We start from the raw sequence: 18,364 nt of genomic DNA on the forward strand, positions 1-18,364 counted from the left end.
ACTTCAGTTGCTTGAGTGTTCAGTCGTAACGAAACGCTGTTGCACGCTGACCCGGATAAACGCGCCGATAAACAGCACGGTATAGAACATCACGATGGTCGGCGCCGGGGCGCTGTCGAGGAAGAACGCCAGGTACACCCCGAAGAACGCTGCCAGCACTGAAATCAGCATGGCCACCAGCAGCATGGCCCTGAAGGTGCGGGTCAACAGCAAGGCAATCGCTCCCGGCGCGATCAACAAGGCAATCGCCAGAATGATCCCTGCCGCCTTGAGTGCGCCGACGATGGTCAGGGAAATCAGACTCAGCAGTCCATAATGCAACCAGCGCACCCGCAGGCCCACCGCCTGGGCGTGTGCCGGGTCAAAAGCATGCAGCAGCAGGTCTTTCCATTTCAGGCCGATGACCAGCAGGGTCAACGCGGCGATCAACGCTGAGCCGAGGATGTCGTCCAACCCTACCCCGAGAATGTCGCCGAACAGGATGTGGTCCAGATGCACAGCCGATTCGATCTTCACATACAGCACCAGCCCCAGACCGAACATCCCGGAGTACACCACGCCCATCACCGTGTCCTGTTTGATCCGGCTGTTGTCCTTGAGAAAGCCCGAACTGATGGCGCAGAACATCCCTGCCACGAAGGCGCCCACGGCGTAGGGAATATTGATGATGTAGGCGATCACCACCCCCGGAAACACTGCGTGGGACACCGCATCGCCCATCAACGCCCAACCGCGCAGGACCATGAAGCACGACAGCAGCGCCATCGGCAGCGAGACCAGCACCGCAACGATTAGTGCGTTGACCATGAAGTCGAACTCAAAGGGGCTGAGCAAGGTTTCCAGCAGGCTCATGGCTGCACGTCCAGAGCCGCCTTGCCGCGTCGCCGCGCCGCCAGCATGCCGTGTTTGGGGGCGAGGAAAAAGGCGCAGAGGAAGATCAGGGTCTGCAGCACCACGATGATCCCGCCGGTGGCACCGTCGACAAAGTAGCTCAGATAGGCACCGGCAAAGCTGGTCAGCGCACCGATGCTCACCGCAATGATCAGCAGCCGCTCGAAGCGGTCGGTCAGCAGGTAGGCCGTGGCGCCGGGGGTGATGACCATGCAGATCACCAGAAACGCCCCCACGGTCTGCAATGCCGCCACCGTGCAGGCTGACAACAGGGTGAAGAAGATGCCCTTGAGCAGGGTCGGGTTCAGGCCAATCGAGCGGGCGTGGTTTTCATCGAAAAAGGTGACCATCAGGTCTTTCCACTTGGCGGTGAGAATCACCAGCGAGATCACGCCAATCAACACCAGTTGCACCGTATCGCCCGGCGTAATCGCCAGAATATTGCCCTGCACGATGGTCTGGATGTTCACGGAGGTGGGCGACAGCGAGACCATGAACAGCCCCAGGCCGAAGAACGAGGTGAAGATCAGGCCGATGATCACATCTTCCTTGAGCTTGCTGCGCTGGTTGAGAAACAGCATCACTGCTGCGGCCAGGCCGCCAGCGAAGAACGCGCCGATCGAGAACGGCAGACCGATCATGTAGGCACCGGCCACACCGGGCACGATCGAGTGCGACAGCGCATCGCCGATCAGCGACCAGCCGCGCAGCATCAGGTAACAGGACAGAAACGCACAGACACCGCCGACCAGCGCCGCGACCCACATAGCGTTGCGCATGTACTCATAGGCGAAGGGTTCCAGCAGCCCGGCAATCACGACTGCGGCTCTCGCGGTTCACGGCGGGTAGCGATGCCATCGCGAATCACCAGCGGCCGTTCGTCGTCGGTGAAGATTCCGACCCGATGCCCCGGATCGCCCACCGCCGGATTGATCATGAAGTGGCGTAATACACCACCGAACGCCTGTTCCAGATTGTCCTGAACAAACACCTCTTCGGTCAGGCCGTAGGCCAGTACCGTGTTCTTGACCAGCACGGTGCGGTCGCAGAACTCAGGCACCGAGCCCAGGTTGTGGGTAGAAACCAGCATCACCCGGCCTTCGTCACGCAGCTCACGCAACAGCGTGATGATCTGGTCTTCGGTCTTGACGTCCACCCCGGTGAACGGTTCGTCGAGCAGGATCACCTTGCTGTCCTGAGCCAGCGCACGGGCAAGGAACACGCGTTTTTTCTGGCCACCGGACAACTCGCCGATCTGACGCTTGGCCAGGCGGGTCATGTCGACCCGCGCCAGTGCTGCTTCGACGGCCAGCCGATCGGCCTTGCGCGGGATGCGCAGCATGCCCATGTGACCGTAGCGGCCCATCATCACCACATCTTCGACCAGCACCGGAAAGGTCCAGTCGACCTCCTCGGCCTGCGGCACATAAGCCACCATATTGCGCTTGAGCACCTGGGCCACCGGCAGCCCCATGACCCGGATCTCGCCCTTGGCCAGCCTGACAAAGCCCATCAAGGCCTTGAACAAAGTGGACTTGCCAGCACCATTGACGCCGACCAGTGCGGTGATGGTGCCAGCTGGAATGCGAAAGCTGGCATCGTGTAATGCCGTGTGTCCATTGCGATAGGTGACCGTGACATCGGTCACCTCAATACCCCAGTGCTGCGGGGCCGGGTCCGCTACGACGGTCGATTCAGTCATGGCTCAGCCCGGCCTGCAGGCCTTTGGTCAGGGTGTCGGTGGTCACGCGCAGCAGATCGAGATACGTCGGCACCGGGCCATCAGGCTCACTGAGCGAATCAACATAAAGCACTCCACCGTAATGCGCCCCGGTCTCGCGGGCAACCTGGCGAGCCGGTTTGTCCGACACAGTGCTCTCACTGAACACCGCCGGAATCTGCTGCGCCTTGACCTGATCGATGACCTTGCGCACTTGTTGCGGCGTGCCCTGTTGATCGGCGTTGATCGGCCACAGGTACAGCTCTTTGAGGCCCAGATCGCGAGCCAGATAGGAGAACGCGCCTTCGCTGGTGACCAGCCAGCGCTGCTGCGGGGCAATCTGCTCAAGCTGGGCGTGCAGCGGCGCGACCGTGGCCTGAATGCTGGCCTTGTAAGTCTCGGCATTGCGACGATAGGTGTCGGCATTGGCCGGGTCGTATTTGACCAGCGCATCGCGGATGTTATCGACGTAGATCTGCGCATTGGCCGAGGACATCCAGGCATGGGGGTTGGGCTTGCCGGTGTAAGGCCCTTCACCGATGCTCATCGGCTGCACGCCGTCGGAAACCGTCACACTGGGCACATCCTTGAGGTTCTGGAAAAACTTCTGGAACCACAACTCAAGATTCAGGCCGTTCCACAGAATCAACTGCGCGCCCTGAGCCCGACGCAGGTCGCCAGGGGTTGGCGAATAGTTGTGGATCTCGGCACCGGGCTTGGTGATCGACTCGACCGTAGCGGCATCACCGGCGACATTGCGCGCCATGTCGGCGATCACCGTGAAGGTGGTGACCACCTTGAATTTTTCTTGCGCCGGATCTTGAGCAAAGGCCGTAACGCTGCAGCTTAAGGCCAGCAACGTGCCCGCTAAATGGGCTGACAGGCGGCTCCATCGAGTGTCGCGTTTTCGCATGTACAGCACCTCCGGACAACAGGGCCAAGACGGCTTGCACGGTGATCGCCTGACAAATCAACGACCTGCAACGACCGGCAAGGTAGATAAGATTGATTTGCATTATGATTTCATCCGTCGCATCCAGCAAGACGAGTTTACTCCCGGCCTCGCAGCCAGACAGCTTGCAGACAGTAAAGGCCAGGTTCGGGAGTCGCGCTGAAGAGGCCGGGTTACATACCGAACGCTCCGACCAACCGGTGCAGCTCACGCGATGACTCGGCCACTTCGTTGCTGGCGGTGACCATATGACCGGCAGATTCGGCGGTCGATGCACTCAAGCTACGAATCTGCCGGGTGTTGCGCTCGACGCTCTCGACCACGCTAGTCTGCTGTGCGGCTGCAGTAGCGATCTGCACGTTGTGCTGGACGGTCTCGCCCATGCCTTGGGTGATTGCTTCGAATGCCCCGACAGCCAGGCGTACTTCGCACATGACGTCTTCGGCGCTGACATGGATGGCTTGCATGCGCTGCGCCGCGTTGTCGACTTCCAGGCGCAACCGCTCGATGGTGTTGTGCATCTTGCCGGTCAGCCCCTGCGAGTGAGTGGCCAGGCTGCGCACCTCGTCGGCAACCAAGGCAAAGCCCCTGCCCTGCTCGCCGGCCCGTAACGCCGGTGCACAATGGCGGGTCATCGATCGGTCTCTTTGAGCGCGTTGTTTTTACAGGCAGAGGAGCTCGGCGGAACAGCATTGTCGACGAAATTGTATTCAGCCTGTATACAGGTCAGGCGCAACGAATTATTCATTTCAACAAGACATATCCGGTTGCCTTGGGTCGTCTGCCTTAACATCTGCATCGCCAATTGGGCCTGCAATCGGGCGGGGATCTGGGTCATGATGCGCGTCTGTCCAGACCGCCATACGGTTTGATCCTGACCCTGAACATTTTGGTTTTGCGCCCGGCAAAGGGCGCTGCATCGCTCCAGGAGGTTATCCGCATGACCCAGTCTGCATACGTTCCGCCCAAGGTATGGACCCACGAAGCCCCGTCCGGCGGCGAGTTCGCCAATATCAACCGTCCGGTGGCCGGTCCGACCCATGACAAGGCCCTGCCGGTCGGCCAGCATCCGCTCCAGCTGTACTCGCTGGCCACGCCCAATGGTGTCAAGGTCACCATCCTGCTAGAAGAACTGCTGGCGCTGGGCATCCACGAGGTCGAGTACGACGCCTGGCTGATCCGTATCACTCAAGGCGAGCAGTTCTCCAGCGGCTTCGTCGAGGTCAATCCCAACTCCAAGATCCCGGCCTTGCTCGACCGCAGTGTCGAACCGCCAATCCGGGTGTTCGAGTCGGGCTCGATCCTGCTGTACCTGGCAGAAAAATTCGGCCACTTCATTCCGGCCGATCCTGCCGGCCGCGCCGAGACACTGAACTGGCTGTTCTGGCAAATGGGCTCGGCGCCTTATCTGGGCGGTGGCTTCGGGCATTTCTACGCTTATGCCCCGGAAAAACTCGAATACCCGATCAATCGCTTCACCATGGAAGCCAAACGCCAGCTGGATGTGTTGAATCAGCGCCTGGCCGAGAGCCCTTACCTGGCGGGCGAGCAATACAGCATTGCCGATATCGCGGTCTGGCCATGGTACGGTCAGCTGGTGCGCGGCAATCTGTACTCGGCAGCAGAGTTCCTCGCGGCGCACGAGTACCGGCATGTCCAGCGCTGGGCTGAAGTCATCGCCCAGCGCCCGGCGGTCCAACGCGGCCAGCGGGTCAACCGGACCTGGGGTGAAGAAGCCAGCCAGTTGCCAGAGCGTCATAAGGCCAGCGATCTGGATTGAATCCAGGCTTCATGCAGGGGGCTCACCGCCCCCTGTAGGGTGCTTCTAAAAACGCAGGCGATGGCAACGCAGGCCGTTTTTTGCCTGAAAATGCGCCAATCAAGCGCTGATCCGCGCGTCACGATAACGCCCGTGAATCATAAAGGCTTGTCTGTCGATCGACGGCTATAGTTAAGTCACCCGGTATCGATACAAGATACCTACCCCGTCTGTAAGCCTTATGTTTACGTCAGCGTTCAAGAGGTGCTGAACATGGCGACCCACGTGATCAACTTCACCGCCCCGGTCAATTCCACCACCTGCGGCCAGCTCATCGAAAAGGCCTCACTCGCAGCCCAACAGCAAGCTTCCAGCCTGATTCTCAATATCGCCACCATGGGCGGCGAATGCAGCTATGGCTTCACCCTGTACAACTTTTTACTGACCCTGCCGATGCCGGTGCATACCCATAATCTGGGTACGGTCGAGTCAATGGGCAACGTGATTTTTCTTGCCGGCGAACGGCGCACCGCCTGCCCGCACAGCAAATTTCTGTTCCATCCCTTTCACTGGCACCTCAACGGCGCAGTGGACCACTCGCGAATGTCCGAATACGCCATGAGCCTGGACCACGACATGCACCTGTATTGCCGCATTGTCGCCGAACGCACTCAAGGGGCAGCACAGGCCCTGGAAACAGAAAAGTACCTGACCGCCGCGCCGCGCATTCTCGAACCCGACCAGGCGCTGGAGTGCGGAGTGATTCATGCGGTGGAATCGCCGGGGTTGAGTGGTGAGTTCGTGACCCATTGCGTGCACTCCTAGCGCCTGCTGCTCAGCCGACAGCGCACACCTGAGACCACGCTGCACGGAACGTCTAAAGGCCCAACTGAATCGGCACAAAGCGGCTGCAATTGCGGCCGTCATGTTTAGCCTGATACAACGCGCGGTCGGCTTCGGCCAGCAGTGCCTGGGCTAGCACCGGGGCGCCTTTTGCGCCAGTAGCGCCTGACTGCGCGTGTGGCAGCGCACCAGCCTCCAGGCTCGCCACGCCCACCGAAACCGTCACCCGGCCGTAGTCGCTGGTTTCATGCGGACGGTTTTGCGCCCGCACATGCTGGACTATCTCTTCGCCGAGTTGGCAGGCGCCTTGTGCTCCGGTGCCTGGAACAAGCACGGCAAACTCTTCGCCACCATAACGGGCAACCAGATCGGTAGAGCGCTGCACGCACGCCTTTACGGCATGGGCCACAGCGATCAGGCATTCATCGCCTTGCAGATGCCCATAACAGTCGTTGTAGCGCTTGAAGAAATCGATATCGAGCATTAACAACGAGAAAGCCTCTTGGTTGCGCCGCGCGCGCGACCACTCACGCTCGATGTTCTGGTCCAGGAAACGGCGATTGGCCAGGCCGGTCAGGCCATCGGTCTGAGCCAGCAGGCTGAGCTGGTCGATGGCCATTTTCAGGCGCAGGTGGGTCTTGACCCGGGCAGTGACAATCGCCGGCTGCACCGGCTTGCCAATGAAGTCTACCGCGCCCAGCGCCAATCCGGCCTCCTCCACGCGGGCCTCGGTGTGGCTGGTGATGAAAATGACCGGCACATCCTTGAGCAGTGGGTCGGCCTTGATCGCCTCACACACTTCAAAGCCGCCCATATCAGGCATTTCGGCGTCGAGCAGGATCAGGTCCGGGCGCATCTCCTGAATCAACTTCAACGCTTGGGCACCGCCGGTGGCAAAGCGGATCTGCCCCAGGCCATGCAGGATCTTGCTCAGCACGCGGATAGCGGAAATATCATCATCGACAATCAACAAGCTGGGTATCGGTTGCATCGCGCACGGTTCTCCGTTCATAAATCGGCGCGTTCGAGCAGTTGCAAGGCGCGCTCGAACTCCAGCCCTTCAATGGCCTGCCAAAGCTGCTCGACCAGTACCTGGCCGGCAGCCGCCTGAAGCGCTGGCGCAGCCAGTGCAAAGTGGTTAAGCGCATCAATGTCATGGTTTTCCAGCAGTCGGTGCAGGCTCGCAAGAGCCTGACGAGCCGTCGTCGGATCAGTATCGGCACAAGGCACTGAAGCAGTTGAGGCCTGTATGCTGGCAGCCTGTTGCTGTAGGGCGATGAATGCTTCGCTCAATTTACTCAGCGTCTGCCTGGCATCACCGCCATTGCGCAACATGGTCTCGGCCTGCCCGGCCAGTTGCGCCAGCGCCTGGGCCCCCAACAGGCTGGCGACACCGCGTAGCTTGTGCAGCTCGGCGATCAATGGATCACACGGCAGGTCTGTACGTCGTACCACCGCATACGCCTCGGCAAAGGCGCCAAATTCGGAAAAAAACCGCCGCAGTGACGACAGGTACAACGCTTTGTCGTGACCAAACCGGCCGGTGGCCTCACGTACATCAATACCTTCGATCAGCGGCCAGTCCTCAGCAGCATCCAGTGCCTGAGTCGAAGCGATGTTGCTGACCGCCAGCGGGGATCCACGTACTCGCTCGACCGCCCTGCGGATCGCCCGGATCAGTGCCGTGGGTTCAAGCGGCTTGGTAAGGAAATCATCCATGCCGGCCAGCTCTGCCTGGCGGCGTTCCTCGGCCAGTGCCCCGGCGGTCAGGGCCAGCACCGGCAAAAGAGTCAGGCCCAGTTCGGTGCGTAACCGGCGCGTGGCTTCATAGCCGTCCATTTCCGGCATTTGCACATCCATCAGTACCGCATCAAACAGCGCAGGCGCCTGCCGCAGAAGCTCCAGAGCCTGCAACCCCGTGGCACAGGTCTGCACGCTCGCCCCTTGCTGTTGCAGCAACAGGCTGGCTACCTCCAGATTGATTTCGCTGTCGTCCACCAACAGCAGTTGCAGACCGCTCAGCCAGCGGGTCATGGCAGTATCCAGGCGCGTGGTGTGCAGGACCCGTTCGGTACTGCCGTGATAGCGGGCAATACAGGCATTGACTGCATTGAACAATGCCGAACTGTCGAGCGGCTTGAACAGCACATTGTCGACCGGCCATGATGGCTGGACTCCTTCTACCGGCCCGGTCACCAGAATGACCGGCAACCGGGTGACCTCGCGCAAGTGATGCAGGTCTTGCAGCGTCGGACGCTGCCAGTCCACCAGCAAGAGGTCGGGCAGCGGACTACCGGTTTGCTGGCGCTCCTGCACGATCAGACACAGTGCCTGCTGATCAGCGCAGTTGGCCACCCGCCAGCCCAGACCACGACACAGACGCTGCAGGTTCGGCACGCCTGACTCCTCACTGAGCACCAGCACTTCAAGGCTGCTACCCAGCGCAGAAGGCTCCAGTTCGCTCGGACACAACTGAAAAGGCAACGCTACCCAAAAATCACTGCCCATGCCCGGTTCGCTGCGAACCCCCAACTGCCCACCCATCTGGTCTACCAGCCCACGCACTACCGACAGCCCCAGCCCGGTGCCGCCAAACCGCCGGGTGGTGGAGGCATCAGCCTGGGTGAACGGCGAAAACAGCCGGTCGAGCACCTCGGCAGCAATACCGCAACCGGAGTCCTGCACAGAGAAGCGCAACCAGCAGCGCTCGGCGCTTTGTTCCTGGTGACTGACACTCACCTCAACACCGCCCTCGGTGGTGAACTTCAATGCGTTGCCCACCAGGTTCATAAGGATCTGATTGACCCGCAGGGCATCACCGATCAGCAGACCAGGCATCTGCATCGCACCATTGACGGCAAAACGCAGGCCTTTTTGCTGGGCCTGTGCAGCAAACAATTCGCCTAGCTCAGCAAGCAGTTGCCGAGGGCTGAACGGCTTGTTTTCCAGACGCATCTCGCCGGCTTCGATTTTGGCGATATCGAGGATGTCGTTGATGATCCCCAGCAAGGTCCGACCGGCGATCTGCAACTTGGTCAGCAGTTGTCGCTGCTGCTCGTTCAAGGAGGAGTTCTGCAAGAGATGAGCGATGCCGATCACGGCATTCATGGGCGTACGGATTTCGTGGCTCATGTTCGCCAGGAACAGGCTCTTAGCTGCGTTGGCAGCCTCGGCACTGGCTTTGGCCGCCTGCATGTCAGCGCTGTGACGTAGCCGTTCGGTGATGTCCTGAGCAATCCCAAGGTGGCCGATAAGCTCACCATCGGTGGTACGGATCGGTGTGATAACCATCGATATCGGCACCCGTGAGGTATCCTTGCGCACGTAGGTCCACTGCCGGGTTTCAGCGCCGTCCAGTGCCGCCTTGTAGCAAAATACGTCGATACCTTCGATGGGGATGCCATACTCGCGGCTCAGTTCGGCAGAGCGCAGATCGACTTCTTCGGGCAGGTGAAAATCCATCGGTGTCTTGCGCCTGACCATTTCGGCGTGACTGTAACCCAGCAGTATTTCGGCACCGCGGTTGAAGACCACGATCTGTCCGTCAGTGTCCGTGGCGATGATCGACACCTCCGATGATGCATCAAGCACCGCCTGCAGCAGCCCGGCAACCCTGGACAGCTCGGCAGTGCGCTCACTGACCTGTTGTTCGAGTTGCGCGTTGAACTCCATCAGGTAGCGCTCGACCCGCTTGCGATCGGTGATGTCGTGCATCATCTTTGCTGCCCCCAGAATGGAGCCATCAGCCTCGCGGATCAGGCTGCAGGTGATGGTCACATCAATCAGTCGACTGTCTTTATGCAGACGCTGGGTTTCCAGGGTTGAACCACGCTCGCCACGTGCCACTCGCTCCAGCAGTTGCTCATCCTCATGAATCCGCTGCAACGGCACCAGTAAAGGAGCCAGCGGACGGCCCAGCACCTCATGTTCGGCATAGCCGAACATCTGCTCAGCGGCGCGGTTCCAGGTAATGATTCGGCCGTTCAGGGCTTCACCGATGATAGCGTCGCTGGAATTTTCAACGATGGTTGCCAGCCGGGCCTGACCGGCAATCACCTCCTGCTGACGCTGGCGCGACAACAGCAGGGTGCCGACCATCGCGGTCAGCAACAGGCTGGCCAGCACGCCAATGACAAACACCCGGCTGGACGACACCGGATCCAAAGCTTCGACGAACTGCGGATGGGCGCCGACCTCCATGCGCCAAATCCGGCCATAAATCTCGCGCTCGAAGGTGTGCACATGAAGAATTTCCGGGTCAGGGCCGTTTTCCGGGGTCTGGTAGATCAGTTGCCGGGTATCACTGACGTCATAAAGCCGCAGATGCAAGCGGTGGTTGGCCGGGTCCAGACTGGACATCACCTCAAGCATGGTCAACGGCGCATAAGTCCAGCCGATCAGGTTGGTCTCTCGTTGTGTGGTGTCGGTCGGGGTTTCCGGGGTGTTGTAGACTGGCAGCAAAAACAGGAACGCCCGCAAACGCTCTTCGCTGCTCTGCTGCAGGGTGATCGGCGCAGACAGGGTTGCCGCACCGCTGCGCATGGCCTGGACGGCCGCTTCGCGGCGGCGCGGCTCCGAGGCGATATCCAGACCCACGGCCTGGGCATTACGCGCCGGCGGGTCGATGAACTGGATAATGTAGCGATCGCCCTGATTGACACTGAGCCGACTCAACGTGAACTCAGGCTTGCCGTCAGACCTGACCCGCCGCAGGAACTCGGCCTCATCAGCAATCGCTACCCGGCGGATGAAACCAAAGCCACGCGCACCGGGATACTCTTTCTCGATATTGCGCCCCTGGCTATAGCGGCTCATCTGACTAATGCTGATGTAGCTCAGGTCAAGCATATGAATGGCGCCGCGCAGACCGCGCAGCCGATACTCATAGACCCTCAACCGTGCTTGCAGATTGTCACCGATACCCTCCCCGGCATCCCTAAGCGCATCCTGGACGTGCCGGTCAATTGTCTTGTCCTGCTGGTAACTGGCCAGGTAGCTGACCATTAAACCGGCCAGCAGTACCAGCGCCATCCAGCCACCAAGCCCTGTCAGAGAATTCGTCTTCATCGTCCGCCCCGCTATCCCTGCCGCTCAAACGACCGCCACTGACTCTGTCGAAATCCGTTACACCCCGGCAGACCGCAGGACACACGAACCACACAGTGTCAGGGTGATAGCACCGATCAGGGTTCCGTTTTCCAGCGTAGATCGTCCTGCCTTATATGCCAGCCAATATGAGGCTCAGGACTGGCTCAACACCCACTCCCTGAACTCGCTCACCACCGGTTCCTCGGCAATCTCTTCGCGAATGGCCAGGTAGTGAAAGGTCTGCGGCTGGACCACGTCGAAGCCCACCAGGCGCACCAATTGGCCTTGCCTGATCAGATCGCTGACCAGATGGTGCCAGCCCAGCGCCAGCCCCTGATCGCGCAGGGCCATCTGGATCAGCATGCTGTAGTCGTTGGCCTTGACAATGCCGGGTGCACTGAGCGAACGCCCGTCCAAGGCCACGCCCTGCAGGGCGAACCAGATTTTCCAGTCGACATATTCGGCCAGCGAGGGTCGGCCGTAGGGGCTGAGGTTGAGCAGTGCCAGGTCGCGCAGCCCTTCCAGGCTCATGTTCTGGGGCAACTGGCTGAAATAGCCTGGGCTGCACACCGGGTAGATCAATTCGCCGAACAACCGGGTGCTGACATACCCTTCGCGAATCCGCGCCGACTGGGTGATAAACGCATCCGGTCGCACATCGGCTTCCAGACGATGAAAATCATGGGTCGCGACCACGCTCAATTCGATGTCCGGGTACAAGCTGGAGAAATGCGCCAGGCGCGGCGCCAGCCACAGGTTAGCGGTGCCGGGCGAGCAGCAGATGGTCAGGCTTGGGCGCTGGTAATCCTGCTCGCGCAACCGCTCGGCGGCCTGGGCGATGTTCATGAACGACAACTGCGCCACGTTGAAAAACAACGTGCCGGCGGTGGTCAGTTCCACCGCGCGGCCGGAACGGTTGAACAGCTCGGTGCCCAGCGCGTCTTCAAGTTCCTTGATCTGGCGGCTGATGGCCGCAGGCGTTACGCACAATGAATCGGCAGCACGGGTGAAACTCAGGCACTTGGCCGCTGCTACAAAAGACCGCACCGCACGCAGTGACGGCATCTTGATCAGCAGTTGATCGGGTTCGGTCTTCTTCAATCTTGTGCCTTAGAGGTTGCAAGACCGCCCGGCCCAACCCGGGCGGCGACTGCATATTTATATCAGGAAGCCATGCGCCAGCGGGTCGTTGTCATCAACGAAGATGGTGTTGTGACCGGTGACTCTGGCCCAGCCGGTGACACCAGGCAGGATCGCGGGGTACTCGCCGACGCGGGTTACACCTTCAATCCGGCCGACGAACGTCGTGCCGATCAAACTCTGGTGGCGGAACTCCTCGCCCACCGCCAGACGCCCGCGACCCTGCAACTGAGCCATACGCGCGCTGGTGCCGGTGCCACCCGGCGAGCGGTCGATGGCCTGGTCACCATAGAACACCGCGCAACGGCCATCGATGTCAGGAATCGGCGGCTGGTCGCACCAGATCACATGATGAACACCGCGAATGCGCGAGTCCTCCGGGTGCACCGGTTCGGGCAACTGTGCCAGGGCGCTGCGCAGATTCTGGCTCAATTCAATGATGCGTTTGGTCGGCATGCCGTCCAGACCGGCCCACGTCGCCTGAGGCTCGACCACTGCGTAATAGTTGCCGCCATAGGCGATGTCGACACTCAAGCGGCCGAGCCCCTCGACGTCCACAACCACGTCCTGGGCATGCAGGTAGCTGGCGACATTCAGCATCTGCACGCTGGAGACCCGGTCGCCTTCGCGGGTGTAGCGGATATCGACCCGGCCAGCCGGCGTCTCAATGCTCAACTGGCCTGGCACCCGCGGCGTGACCAGCCCCGCCTCCAGCGCCGAAGTCACCAGGCCAATGGTGCCGGCGCCGCACATCGGCAGGCAGCCGCTGACTTCGATGAACAGCACAGCGAAGTCGCAGTCTTGCCGGTAAGCCGGGTAAATGATGGCCCCGGACATCACGTCATGACCGCGTGGCTCGAACATCAGCGCCTTACGCACCCAATCGTGGTGCTCGACAAACAATGCACGCCGCTCGGCGATCGGCACGTGCGGCAACAACGGCGCACCACCAGCCACAAGGCGCACCGGGTTGCCACAGGTATGGGCATCGATACAGAAGAAGGTGTGTTTCATGCTTGGCTTTCCTGGGCGGGAGACGGCGTAGGGCCGCCGTCTGTTCAAAGCGTGGCGCCGGCGCCCGAGTGCGCCGGCAGCCTATTGAGGATCACTCAGTATTTCTTGATGTTCTCCCAGCGCTTGATCAGGTCGGCATTCTTGTCGGTCCAGTCTTTGACCGCCTCGTCCATACTCTTGCCATCCTTGACCGCACCGTTGATGGCCTTGATATCGGCAATTGGCACGTACACCCCGGCAAGCGCTTCACGCGCGTTGGGGTTGTCTGCCGAGAAGCCTTTGCGACCGATCCAGTAGTAGCTCTGCGGTGGCGGGAATACCCCTTTGGGGTCAGCCAGGTATTTCATTTCATACTTCTGGGTCATCCATGACGGATCCCACAGCGTCACGGCGATGTTTTCCTTGCGATCAATCGCCGACTTCAGCGCAGCAGTCATCGCGGCGGTACTGCCTTCAAGCAATTGCAACTTGAGGTCGTAGGCCTTGACCGCGTTGGTCGCGTCGTTCATCAGGCCTGAACCCGGCTCGATGCCGACGATCTTGTTGCCGAACTTCTCGGCATTGGCATTGAGCTGTTCAATGGAGTCGATGCTGCTGTAGGACGGCACCGCGATGCCCTGATACAGGCCATGGGAAACCGGTGAAATTTTCTCCAGACGATTCTTGTTCTTGTTCCAGTAATCCTGCGCCACGTAGTCGATCTGCGAGGCCAGAATCTGGATGTCGCCCTTGCTGAGTGCGGCATAGGCGATTCCCCATTCAGAGAACGAGGTCACTTTTACCGTGTAGCCGTGGTCTTCGAGCACTTTCTTGGTGATGCCGGTGATGGGCGTCAAGTCCTCCCAGGAGAGTGTGCCCATGGTGATGGTTTTTTCTTCCGCATGAACCGATACCAGCGTGGCGGCCATCATGGCCAGCGCGCAAAACGCTTTCTTCAACATGTGCATGCTAATTCCCCGATCAGTTTGTTCTTATTAACCCGCCTTGAAGGCGTTCTTTTATTGCGTACACGAATGTGGCTCCGTGTCCGTCACGCAATACCTGCCCGTCATCGGCGCAACCCGCGCGCACCGCGTCAGGGCGTGCGGCCGGTCCGGCCTGAACCAACGGGCGCCGCTAAAAACCGCTGCCGGCGACCAGCGCATCGGCCTCAAGGCCAGGCGGCGTAATGAACATCTGCATGTTGCTGCGCGACAGTTCTCAATGCTCGAACACCAGATCAACGACCCGCCCCTCGTCGTGCCGGCCAATGGCCTCAATGAATTGGTCGTGGTGCTCCACCGCCAGATCCAGGCGCTGTTGCATGTGCGCATCGCGGGGCCGAAAGAAGGTATGGCCGATCCGCGCGTGATCGATCAGCAGCCGGCCCAGACTCGGCTCCAGGTACGGATTGGCGGCCATCTCACCCATGATCTGGTGAAAACGATTGTTCTCCACCACCATGCCCATGGGGTCCAGCGTGCGACTGGCCTGACGGAAGCGCTCTTGCGTGGTTTTCAGGTCATTGAGCTGCAAGGGGGTGAAATTGTGTACCGCCAACCGGCCAATGGCGGCATACACCATCGGCGCAACCAGAAAGAAATTGCGCAGCGTCGAATAGTCCATGGGGATGACCCGGGCACCGCGATTCTCGCGAATATCCAGATAACCTTCACCGGCCAGGCGCCGGAAGGTTTCGCGCACCGGGGTACGGGACAGGCCATAGCGCTCGCTGAGCGTGGCTTCATCCAGAACCTGATCGGGCCTTAGCTCCATGATCAGAATCTGCCGTTTCAAATCTTGGTAAAGGCCGCTCTTGCCGGTTTTCACCAGGAACCTCCAGTGCGCTGTTGTACCAACGTCACAAGAGACTGGCATGCAGCAAGAGGCCCGTCAACGAACTGTATTCTTTATGTAGACACATTAAATCCATAAGAAATACATTTTTCCAGCGGCGTTATCCTTGTAAAACATGAGCTTAGCGGATTGAACGATGCGGCCAATACGGTCGCAGGTAGATATGCAGCTGTCGTATACAAGTAAATACTCATCAAATGGATGCGAACCTCAAAACCTGAGCGGCGCATCAAACCTTGCCTGACTCGATGATTGACAGAAATACGGCGCAATTGGCCCCGATTGCGATTACAACGACGCGCAGGAAGTAACTTTCTGATACCGTTCGCTGATTCATCCTGTGCCCAAAAATCCGGCCTCGATAGAACGGACCCTACAGGAGAGCCACTTTTGCCTATTGCCGACAATGCCCTGGATCAAGCCATCGAGCGTTGCAGCCAGGAGCCGATCCAGATCCCTGGCAGCATTCAGCCCCACGGGTTTTTGCTGGTGCTCGACGAACCCAGCCTGCAGATCCTGCAGGCCAGTGAAAATACCGAGCAGTGGCTGGGCGTGGCTGCTGGCGACCTGATCGGCAAGGATTTCCCCGGCTGGGTGGATGACAGCTTTGATCTGGCCGGCCATCTGCAGGAACTGCCGGCTGACGAAATCTTTCCGTTTCATATCGGCGACGTGCACCTGCGCCGGGGTCCTTGCAGCGACCAGCGCATGACCCTGCTGGTGCACCGTCATGATCAGGTACTGATCGCCGAATTCGAGCCTGTACCAGAGCAATCGGCCCGCCGCAGAAACGACTTCTATCCGTTGATCCGTGGTTTCGTCAGTGGCTTGCAGCAGATTACCGATATCGAAGAGCTGCTGCGCCGCTCCGTGCAGCAGATCAAACAGATCACCGGGTTTGGCCGGGTCAAGGCGTACCGCTTCGATGCCGATGGCAACGGCCTGGTACTGGCCGAGGCCGTCGACGCGGGTTATCCGCAATACCTGGGCCTGTGTTTTCCAGCCTCGGACATCCCGCGCCAGGCACGAGAGCTGTATCGCACCAATCGAATCCGGCTGATCCAGAGCGCCAGTTACCAGCCTTCGGCGCTGATACCTGCCAACAACCCGCGCACCGGTCAGCCGCTGGACCTGAGCTATGCCTCGTTGCGCAGCGTCTCGCCCGTGCACCTGCAGTACATGCGCAATATGGGCACGCTGGCCTCGATGTCACTGTCGATCGTGGTCGACGGCAAACTCTGGGGGCTGATTTCCTGCCATCACCAGCAGCCTCGCCCGGTGGACTTTCAGACCCGCACGGCCTGCGAACTGCTCAGCAGCCTGCTGTCGTTGCAGATCGAGTCTCTGGAGTCTCATGCCAGCACCCGGCAATTACTGGATTTGCGCAAACGCATCGTGCAGATGCTGTCGTCGATGGCCGATCATGACAGCGTCAGTGACGGCCTGCTGGAACTGCCTGAAGTGCTGCTGGCCTTCGCCGACGCCCAGGGCGCGGCGATCATTTCTGCCGGGCGCTGCGAACTGATCGGCGCCACGCCGCCCGAGTCGATGGTCAATGCACTGGTGCACTGGCTGGGCCAGCAGGATGCCGAGGAAGTCTTCCACACCGACAACGTGCAGCGCGACATCGACGAACTCCCGGAGCTGGGCCAGTACGCTGCGGGGGTCATGGCGGTGGCCATCTCGCAAATTCACTCACACTATCTGGTGTGGTTCCGTCCTGAACAGGCGCGTACCGTGAACTGGGCCGGGCGCCCGGAAAAAGACATCAGCCCACAGGGCACTCTCAATCCGCGCCACAGCTTTGAGCGCTGGCAACAGGACGTACGTGGTTTTTCCGCGCCCTGGAACCCGCTGATCATTGAAGGTGTGGTTGAGCTGCGCAGCGCGGTATTGGGTATCGTGATGCGCAAGGCCGAAGAGCTGGCGCAACTGTCTGGCGAGTTGCAGCGTTCCAACAAAGAGCTTGAAGCGTTCTCTTACAGTGTCTCCCACGACCTGCGCGCGCCGCTGCGACACATTGCCGGCTATACCGAATTGCTCAGTGAAATCGAAGGCTCGGTGCTCAGCGAGCGCGGCAAACGCTTTTTGCAGCACATCGAAGACGCCGCGCGCTTTGCCGGGACACTGGTCGATAATCTGCTGAATTTTTCCCAGATGGGCCGCTCTGCGCTGCGCTTGTCGGATGTCGACCTCAATGCCCTGATCGACAATATCCGCAGCGACCTGCAGCCTGATTATGCTGGCCGCGAGGTTGTCTGGGAAATTGCCCGGTTGCCTAAAGTGATTGGCGATCCGGCCTTCATTAACCTGGCCCTCAACAACCTGATTGCCAACGCGCTCAAATATACTCGTGGGCGCACCCCGGCGCGCATTGAAATCGGCGCCCGGCAGACCGAGAATGAAACCGAAGTGTGGATCCGCGATAACGGCGTGGGTTTCGACATGGCCTATGCCAACAAGCTGTTCGGGGTTTTCCAGCGTCTGCATCGCATGGAAGACTTCGAAGGCACCGGCATTGGCCTGGCCAGCGTGCGGCGCATTATCGAGCGCCACGACGGCGAAGTCCGCGCCGAGGGCGAAATCGACCGTGGCGCGACCTTCTACTTCACCCTTCCTCGTCACCTTTCGCATAGCTGAGAACCACCGATCATGCTCAAACCCATTCTGTTGGTCGAAGACAACCCCAGGGATCTGGAGTTGACCCTTGTCGCGCTGGAGCGCAGCCAGTTGGCCAACGAAGTCATTGTGCTGCGTGACGGTGCCGACGCTCTGGATTACCTGCTGCGCCGTAACGCCTTTGCCGAGCGTGACGACGGCAACCCGGCGGTGCTGCTGCTGGACCTGAAACTGCCCAAGGTCGATGGCCTGGAAGTGCTCAAAGTGGTGCGCGACACCCCGGAACTGCGCAGCATCCCCACCGTGATGCTGACCTCCTCGCGAGAAGAGCCAGACCTGCTGCGCGCCTACGAGCTGGGGGTCAACGCCTACGTGGTCAAACCCGTCGAGTTCAAGGAGTTTGTCGCGGCCATTTCCGACCTCGGGGTTTTCTGGGCCGTACTGAATGAACCTCCACCGGGTTCTCTGCGTCTGAACCGTCGACGCAATTAATGACGGAGCC

The 18,364-nt window shown here is 60.1% G+C and carries 16 protein-coding genes and 1 pseudogene; 5 read left to right on the forward strand and 12 right to left on the reverse strand.

Annotated features, from left to right (window positions below):
* Positions 1 to 3 precede the first annotated feature (3 nt).
* From NJC38_RS16855 to NJC38_RS16870, 4 genes are read right to left on the reverse strand one after another with little or no spacing between them, the layout of a single operon-like run.
* Positions 4 to 852 (reverse strand): metal ABC transporter permease, encoded by an 849-nt coding sequence (locus NJC38_RS16855; protein ID WP_253115967.1) that lies wholly within the window; start codon positions 850 to 852, stop codon positions 4 to 6.
* Positions 849 to 1,709: a metal ABC transporter permease gene (locus NJC38_RS16860; protein WP_366856076.1), complete on the reverse strand. Its 861-nt coding sequence runs from the start codon at positions 1,707 to 1,709 to the stop codon at positions 849 to 851. The genes NJC38_RS16855 and NJC38_RS16860 overlap by 4 nt, the downstream gene beginning before the upstream one ends.
* On the reverse strand, positions 1,706 to 2,593 hold the full coding sequence (locus NJC38_RS16865; protein ID WP_253115969.1) for a manganese/iron ABC transporter ATP-binding protein: 888 nt from the start codon (positions 2,591 to 2,593) through the stop codon (positions 1,706 to 1,708). The genes NJC38_RS16860 and NJC38_RS16865 overlap by 4 nt, the downstream gene beginning before the upstream one ends.
* Positions 2,586 to 3,524 (reverse strand): metal ABC transporter substrate-binding protein, encoded by a 939-nt coding sequence (locus NJC38_RS16870; RefSeq protein WP_045492321.1) that lies wholly within the window; start codon positions 3,522 to 3,524, stop codon positions 2,586 to 2,588. Before NJC38_RS16870 ends, NJC38_RS16865 begins: the two co-directional genes overlap by 8 nt.
* On the opposite strand from NJC38_RS16870, the gene NJC38_RS16875 reads away from it, so the two are divergent.
* Positions 3,523 to 3,726: a hypothetical protein gene (locus NJC38_RS16875; RefSeq protein WP_045492323.1), complete on the forward strand. Its 204-nt coding sequence runs from the start codon at positions 3,523 to 3,525 to the stop codon at positions 3,724 to 3,726. The genes NJC38_RS16870 and NJC38_RS16875 overlap by 2 nt on opposite strands.
* A gap of 10 nt (positions 3,727 to 3,736) precedes the next feature.
* On the opposite strand, the gene NJC38_RS16880 is transcribed toward NJC38_RS16875, so the two are convergent.
* Both NJC38_RS16880 and NJC38_RS16885 read right to left on the reverse strand, forming a co-directional pair.
* Complete coding sequence (locus NJC38_RS16880) at positions 3,737 to 4,198, reverse strand: methyl-accepting chemotaxis protein (RefSeq protein ID WP_253115972.1); 462 nt, start codon at positions 4,196 to 4,198, stop codon at positions 3,737 to 3,739.
* Positions 4,195 to 4,401, reverse strand: a complete 207-nt coding sequence (locus NJC38_RS16885) for a hypothetical protein (RefSeq protein ID WP_253115974.1) — start codon at positions 4,399 to 4,401, stop codon at positions 4,195 to 4,197. Before NJC38_RS16885 ends, NJC38_RS16880 begins: the two co-directional genes overlap by 4 nt.
* Positions 4,402 to 4,503: 102 nt before the next feature.
* Between NJC38_RS16885 and yghU the strand changes: the two genes are divergently transcribed.
* Together yghU and NJC38_RS16895 are read left to right on the forward strand one after the other, a co-directional pair.
* Positions 4,504 to 5,343 (forward strand): glutathione-dependent disulfide-bond oxidoreductase, encoded by an 840-nt coding sequence (yghU, locus tag NJC38_RS16890; RefSeq protein WP_253115976.1) that lies wholly within the window; start codon positions 4,504 to 4,506, stop codon positions 5,341 to 5,343.
* 252 nt (positions 5,344 to 5,595) lie between these two features.
* Complete coding sequence (locus NJC38_RS16895; protein ID WP_045492330.1) at positions 5,596 to 6,147, forward strand: ATP-dependent Clp protease proteolytic subunit; 552 nt, start codon at positions 5,596 to 5,598, stop codon at positions 6,145 to 6,147.
* A 52-nt stretch (positions 6,148 to 6,199) separates the two neighbouring features.
* Here NJC38_RS16895 and NJC38_RS16900 read toward each other — a convergent pair whose 3' ends face one another.
* The 6 genes and pseudogenes from NJC38_RS16900 to NJC38_RS16925 all read right to left on the reverse strand — a co-directional run bounded on the left by NJC38_RS16900 (position 6,200) and on the right by NJC38_RS16925 (position 15,216).
* Positions 6,200 to 7,156, reverse strand: a complete 957-nt coding sequence (locus NJC38_RS16900) for a diguanylate cyclase (protein ID WP_253115978.1) — start codon at positions 7,154 to 7,156, stop codon at positions 6,200 to 6,202.
* 17 nt (positions 7,157 to 7,173) lie between these two features.
* Positions 7,174 to 11,232: a CHASE domain-containing protein gene (locus NJC38_RS16905; RefSeq protein WP_253115980.1), complete on the reverse strand. Its 4,059-nt coding sequence runs from the start codon at positions 11,230 to 11,232 to the stop codon at positions 7,174 to 7,176.
* A 174-nt stretch (positions 11,233 to 11,406) separates the two neighbouring features.
* Positions 11,407 to 12,354, reverse strand: coding sequence for a LysR substrate-binding domain-containing protein (locus tag NJC38_RS16910; protein WP_253115982.1), 948 nt, complete (start codon positions 12,352 to 12,354; stop codon positions 11,407 to 11,409).
* A gap of 57 nt (positions 12,355 to 12,411) precedes the next feature.
* Complete coding sequence (locus NJC38_RS16915; protein WP_253115985.1) at positions 12,412 to 13,407, reverse strand: 4-hydroxyproline epimerase; 996 nt, start codon at positions 13,405 to 13,407, stop codon at positions 12,412 to 12,414.
* A gap of 95 nt (positions 13,408 to 13,502) precedes the next feature.
* Positions 13,503 to 14,354, reverse strand: coding sequence for a glycine betaine ABC transporter substrate-binding protein (locus tag NJC38_RS16920; RefSeq protein WP_253115987.1), 852 nt, complete (start codon positions 14,352 to 14,354; stop codon positions 13,503 to 13,505).
* 169 nt (positions 14,355 to 14,523) lie between these two features.
* A pseudogene (locus NJC38_RS16925) lies at positions 14,524 to 15,216 on the reverse strand (GntR family transcriptional regulator).
* Between the two features lie 417 nt (positions 15,217 to 15,633).
* On the opposite strand from NJC38_RS16925, the gene NJC38_RS16930 reads away from it, so the two are divergent.
* Both NJC38_RS16930 and NJC38_RS16935 read left to right on the forward strand, forming a co-directional pair.
* The gene (locus NJC38_RS16930; protein WP_253115990.1) at positions 15,634 to 17,883 is read left to right on the forward strand and encodes an ATP-binding protein; all 2,250 of its coding nucleotides are present in this window, start codon (positions 15,634 to 15,636) and stop codon (positions 17,881 to 17,883) included.
* A gap of 12 nt (positions 17,884 to 17,895) precedes the next feature.
* Positions 17,896 to 18,354, forward strand: a complete 459-nt coding sequence (locus tag NJC38_RS16935) for a response regulator (protein ID WP_045492339.1) — start codon at positions 17,896 to 17,898, stop codon at positions 18,352 to 18,354.
* Positions 18,355 to 18,364 lie beyond the last annotated feature (10 nt).

Origin of the sequence: Pseudomonas sp. 21LCFQ010, assembly GCF_024129905.1 — a bacterium.
Taxonomy (GTDB): Bacteria; Pseudomonadota; Gammaproteobacteria; order Pseudomonadales; family Pseudomonadaceae; genus Aquipseudomonas.

Coding starts and splice junctions, on each gene's coding strand:
- NJC38_RS16855 (WP_253115967.1), bottom strand. CDS start 852: ATGAGCCTGCTGGAAACCTTGCTCAGCCCCTTTGAGTTCGACTTCATG.
- NJC38_RS16865 (WP_253115969.1), bottom strand. CDS start 2,593: ATGACTGAATCGACCGTCGTAGCGGACCCGGCCCCGCAGCACTGGGGT.
- NJC38_RS16875 (WP_045492323.1), top strand. CDS start 3,523: ATGTACAGCACCTCCGGACAACAGGGCCAAGACGGCTTGCACGGTGAT.
- NJC38_RS16870 (WP_045492321.1), bottom strand. CDS start 3,524: ATGCGAAAACGCGACACTCGATGGAGCCGCCTGTCAGCCCATTTAGCG.
- NJC38_RS16880 (WP_253115972.1), bottom strand. CDS start 4,198: ATGACCCGCCATTGTGCACCGGCGTTACGGGCCGGCGAGCAGGGCAGG.
- NJC38_RS16885 (WP_253115974.1), bottom strand. CDS start 4,401: ATGACCCAGATCCCCGCCCGATTGCAGGCCCAATTGGCGATGCAGATG.
- yghU (WP_253115976.1), top strand. CDS start 4,504: ATGACCCAGTCTGCATACGTTCCGCCCAAGGTATGGACCCACGAAGCC.
- NJC38_RS16895 (WP_045492330.1), top strand. CDS start 5,596: ATGGCGACCCACGTGATCAACTTCACCGCCCCGGTCAATTCCACCACC.
- NJC38_RS16900 (WP_253115978.1), bottom strand. CDS start 7,156: ATGCAACCGATACCCAGCTTGTTGATTGTCGATGATGATATTTCCGCT.
- NJC38_RS16905 (WP_253115980.1), bottom strand. CDS start 11,232: ATGAAGACGAATTCTCTGACAGGGCTTGGTGGCTGGATGGCGCTGGTA.
- NJC38_RS16915 (WP_253115985.1), bottom strand. CDS start 13,407: ATGAAACACACCTTCTTCTGTATCGATGCCCATACCTGTGGCAACCCG.
- NJC38_RS16920 (WP_253115987.1), bottom strand. CDS start 14,354: ATGCACATGTTGAAGAAAGCGTTTTGCGCGCTGGCCATGATGGCCGCC.
- NJC38_RS16935 (WP_045492339.1), top strand. CDS start 17,896: ATGCTCAAACCCATTCTGTTGGTCGAAGACAACCCCAGGGATCTGGAG.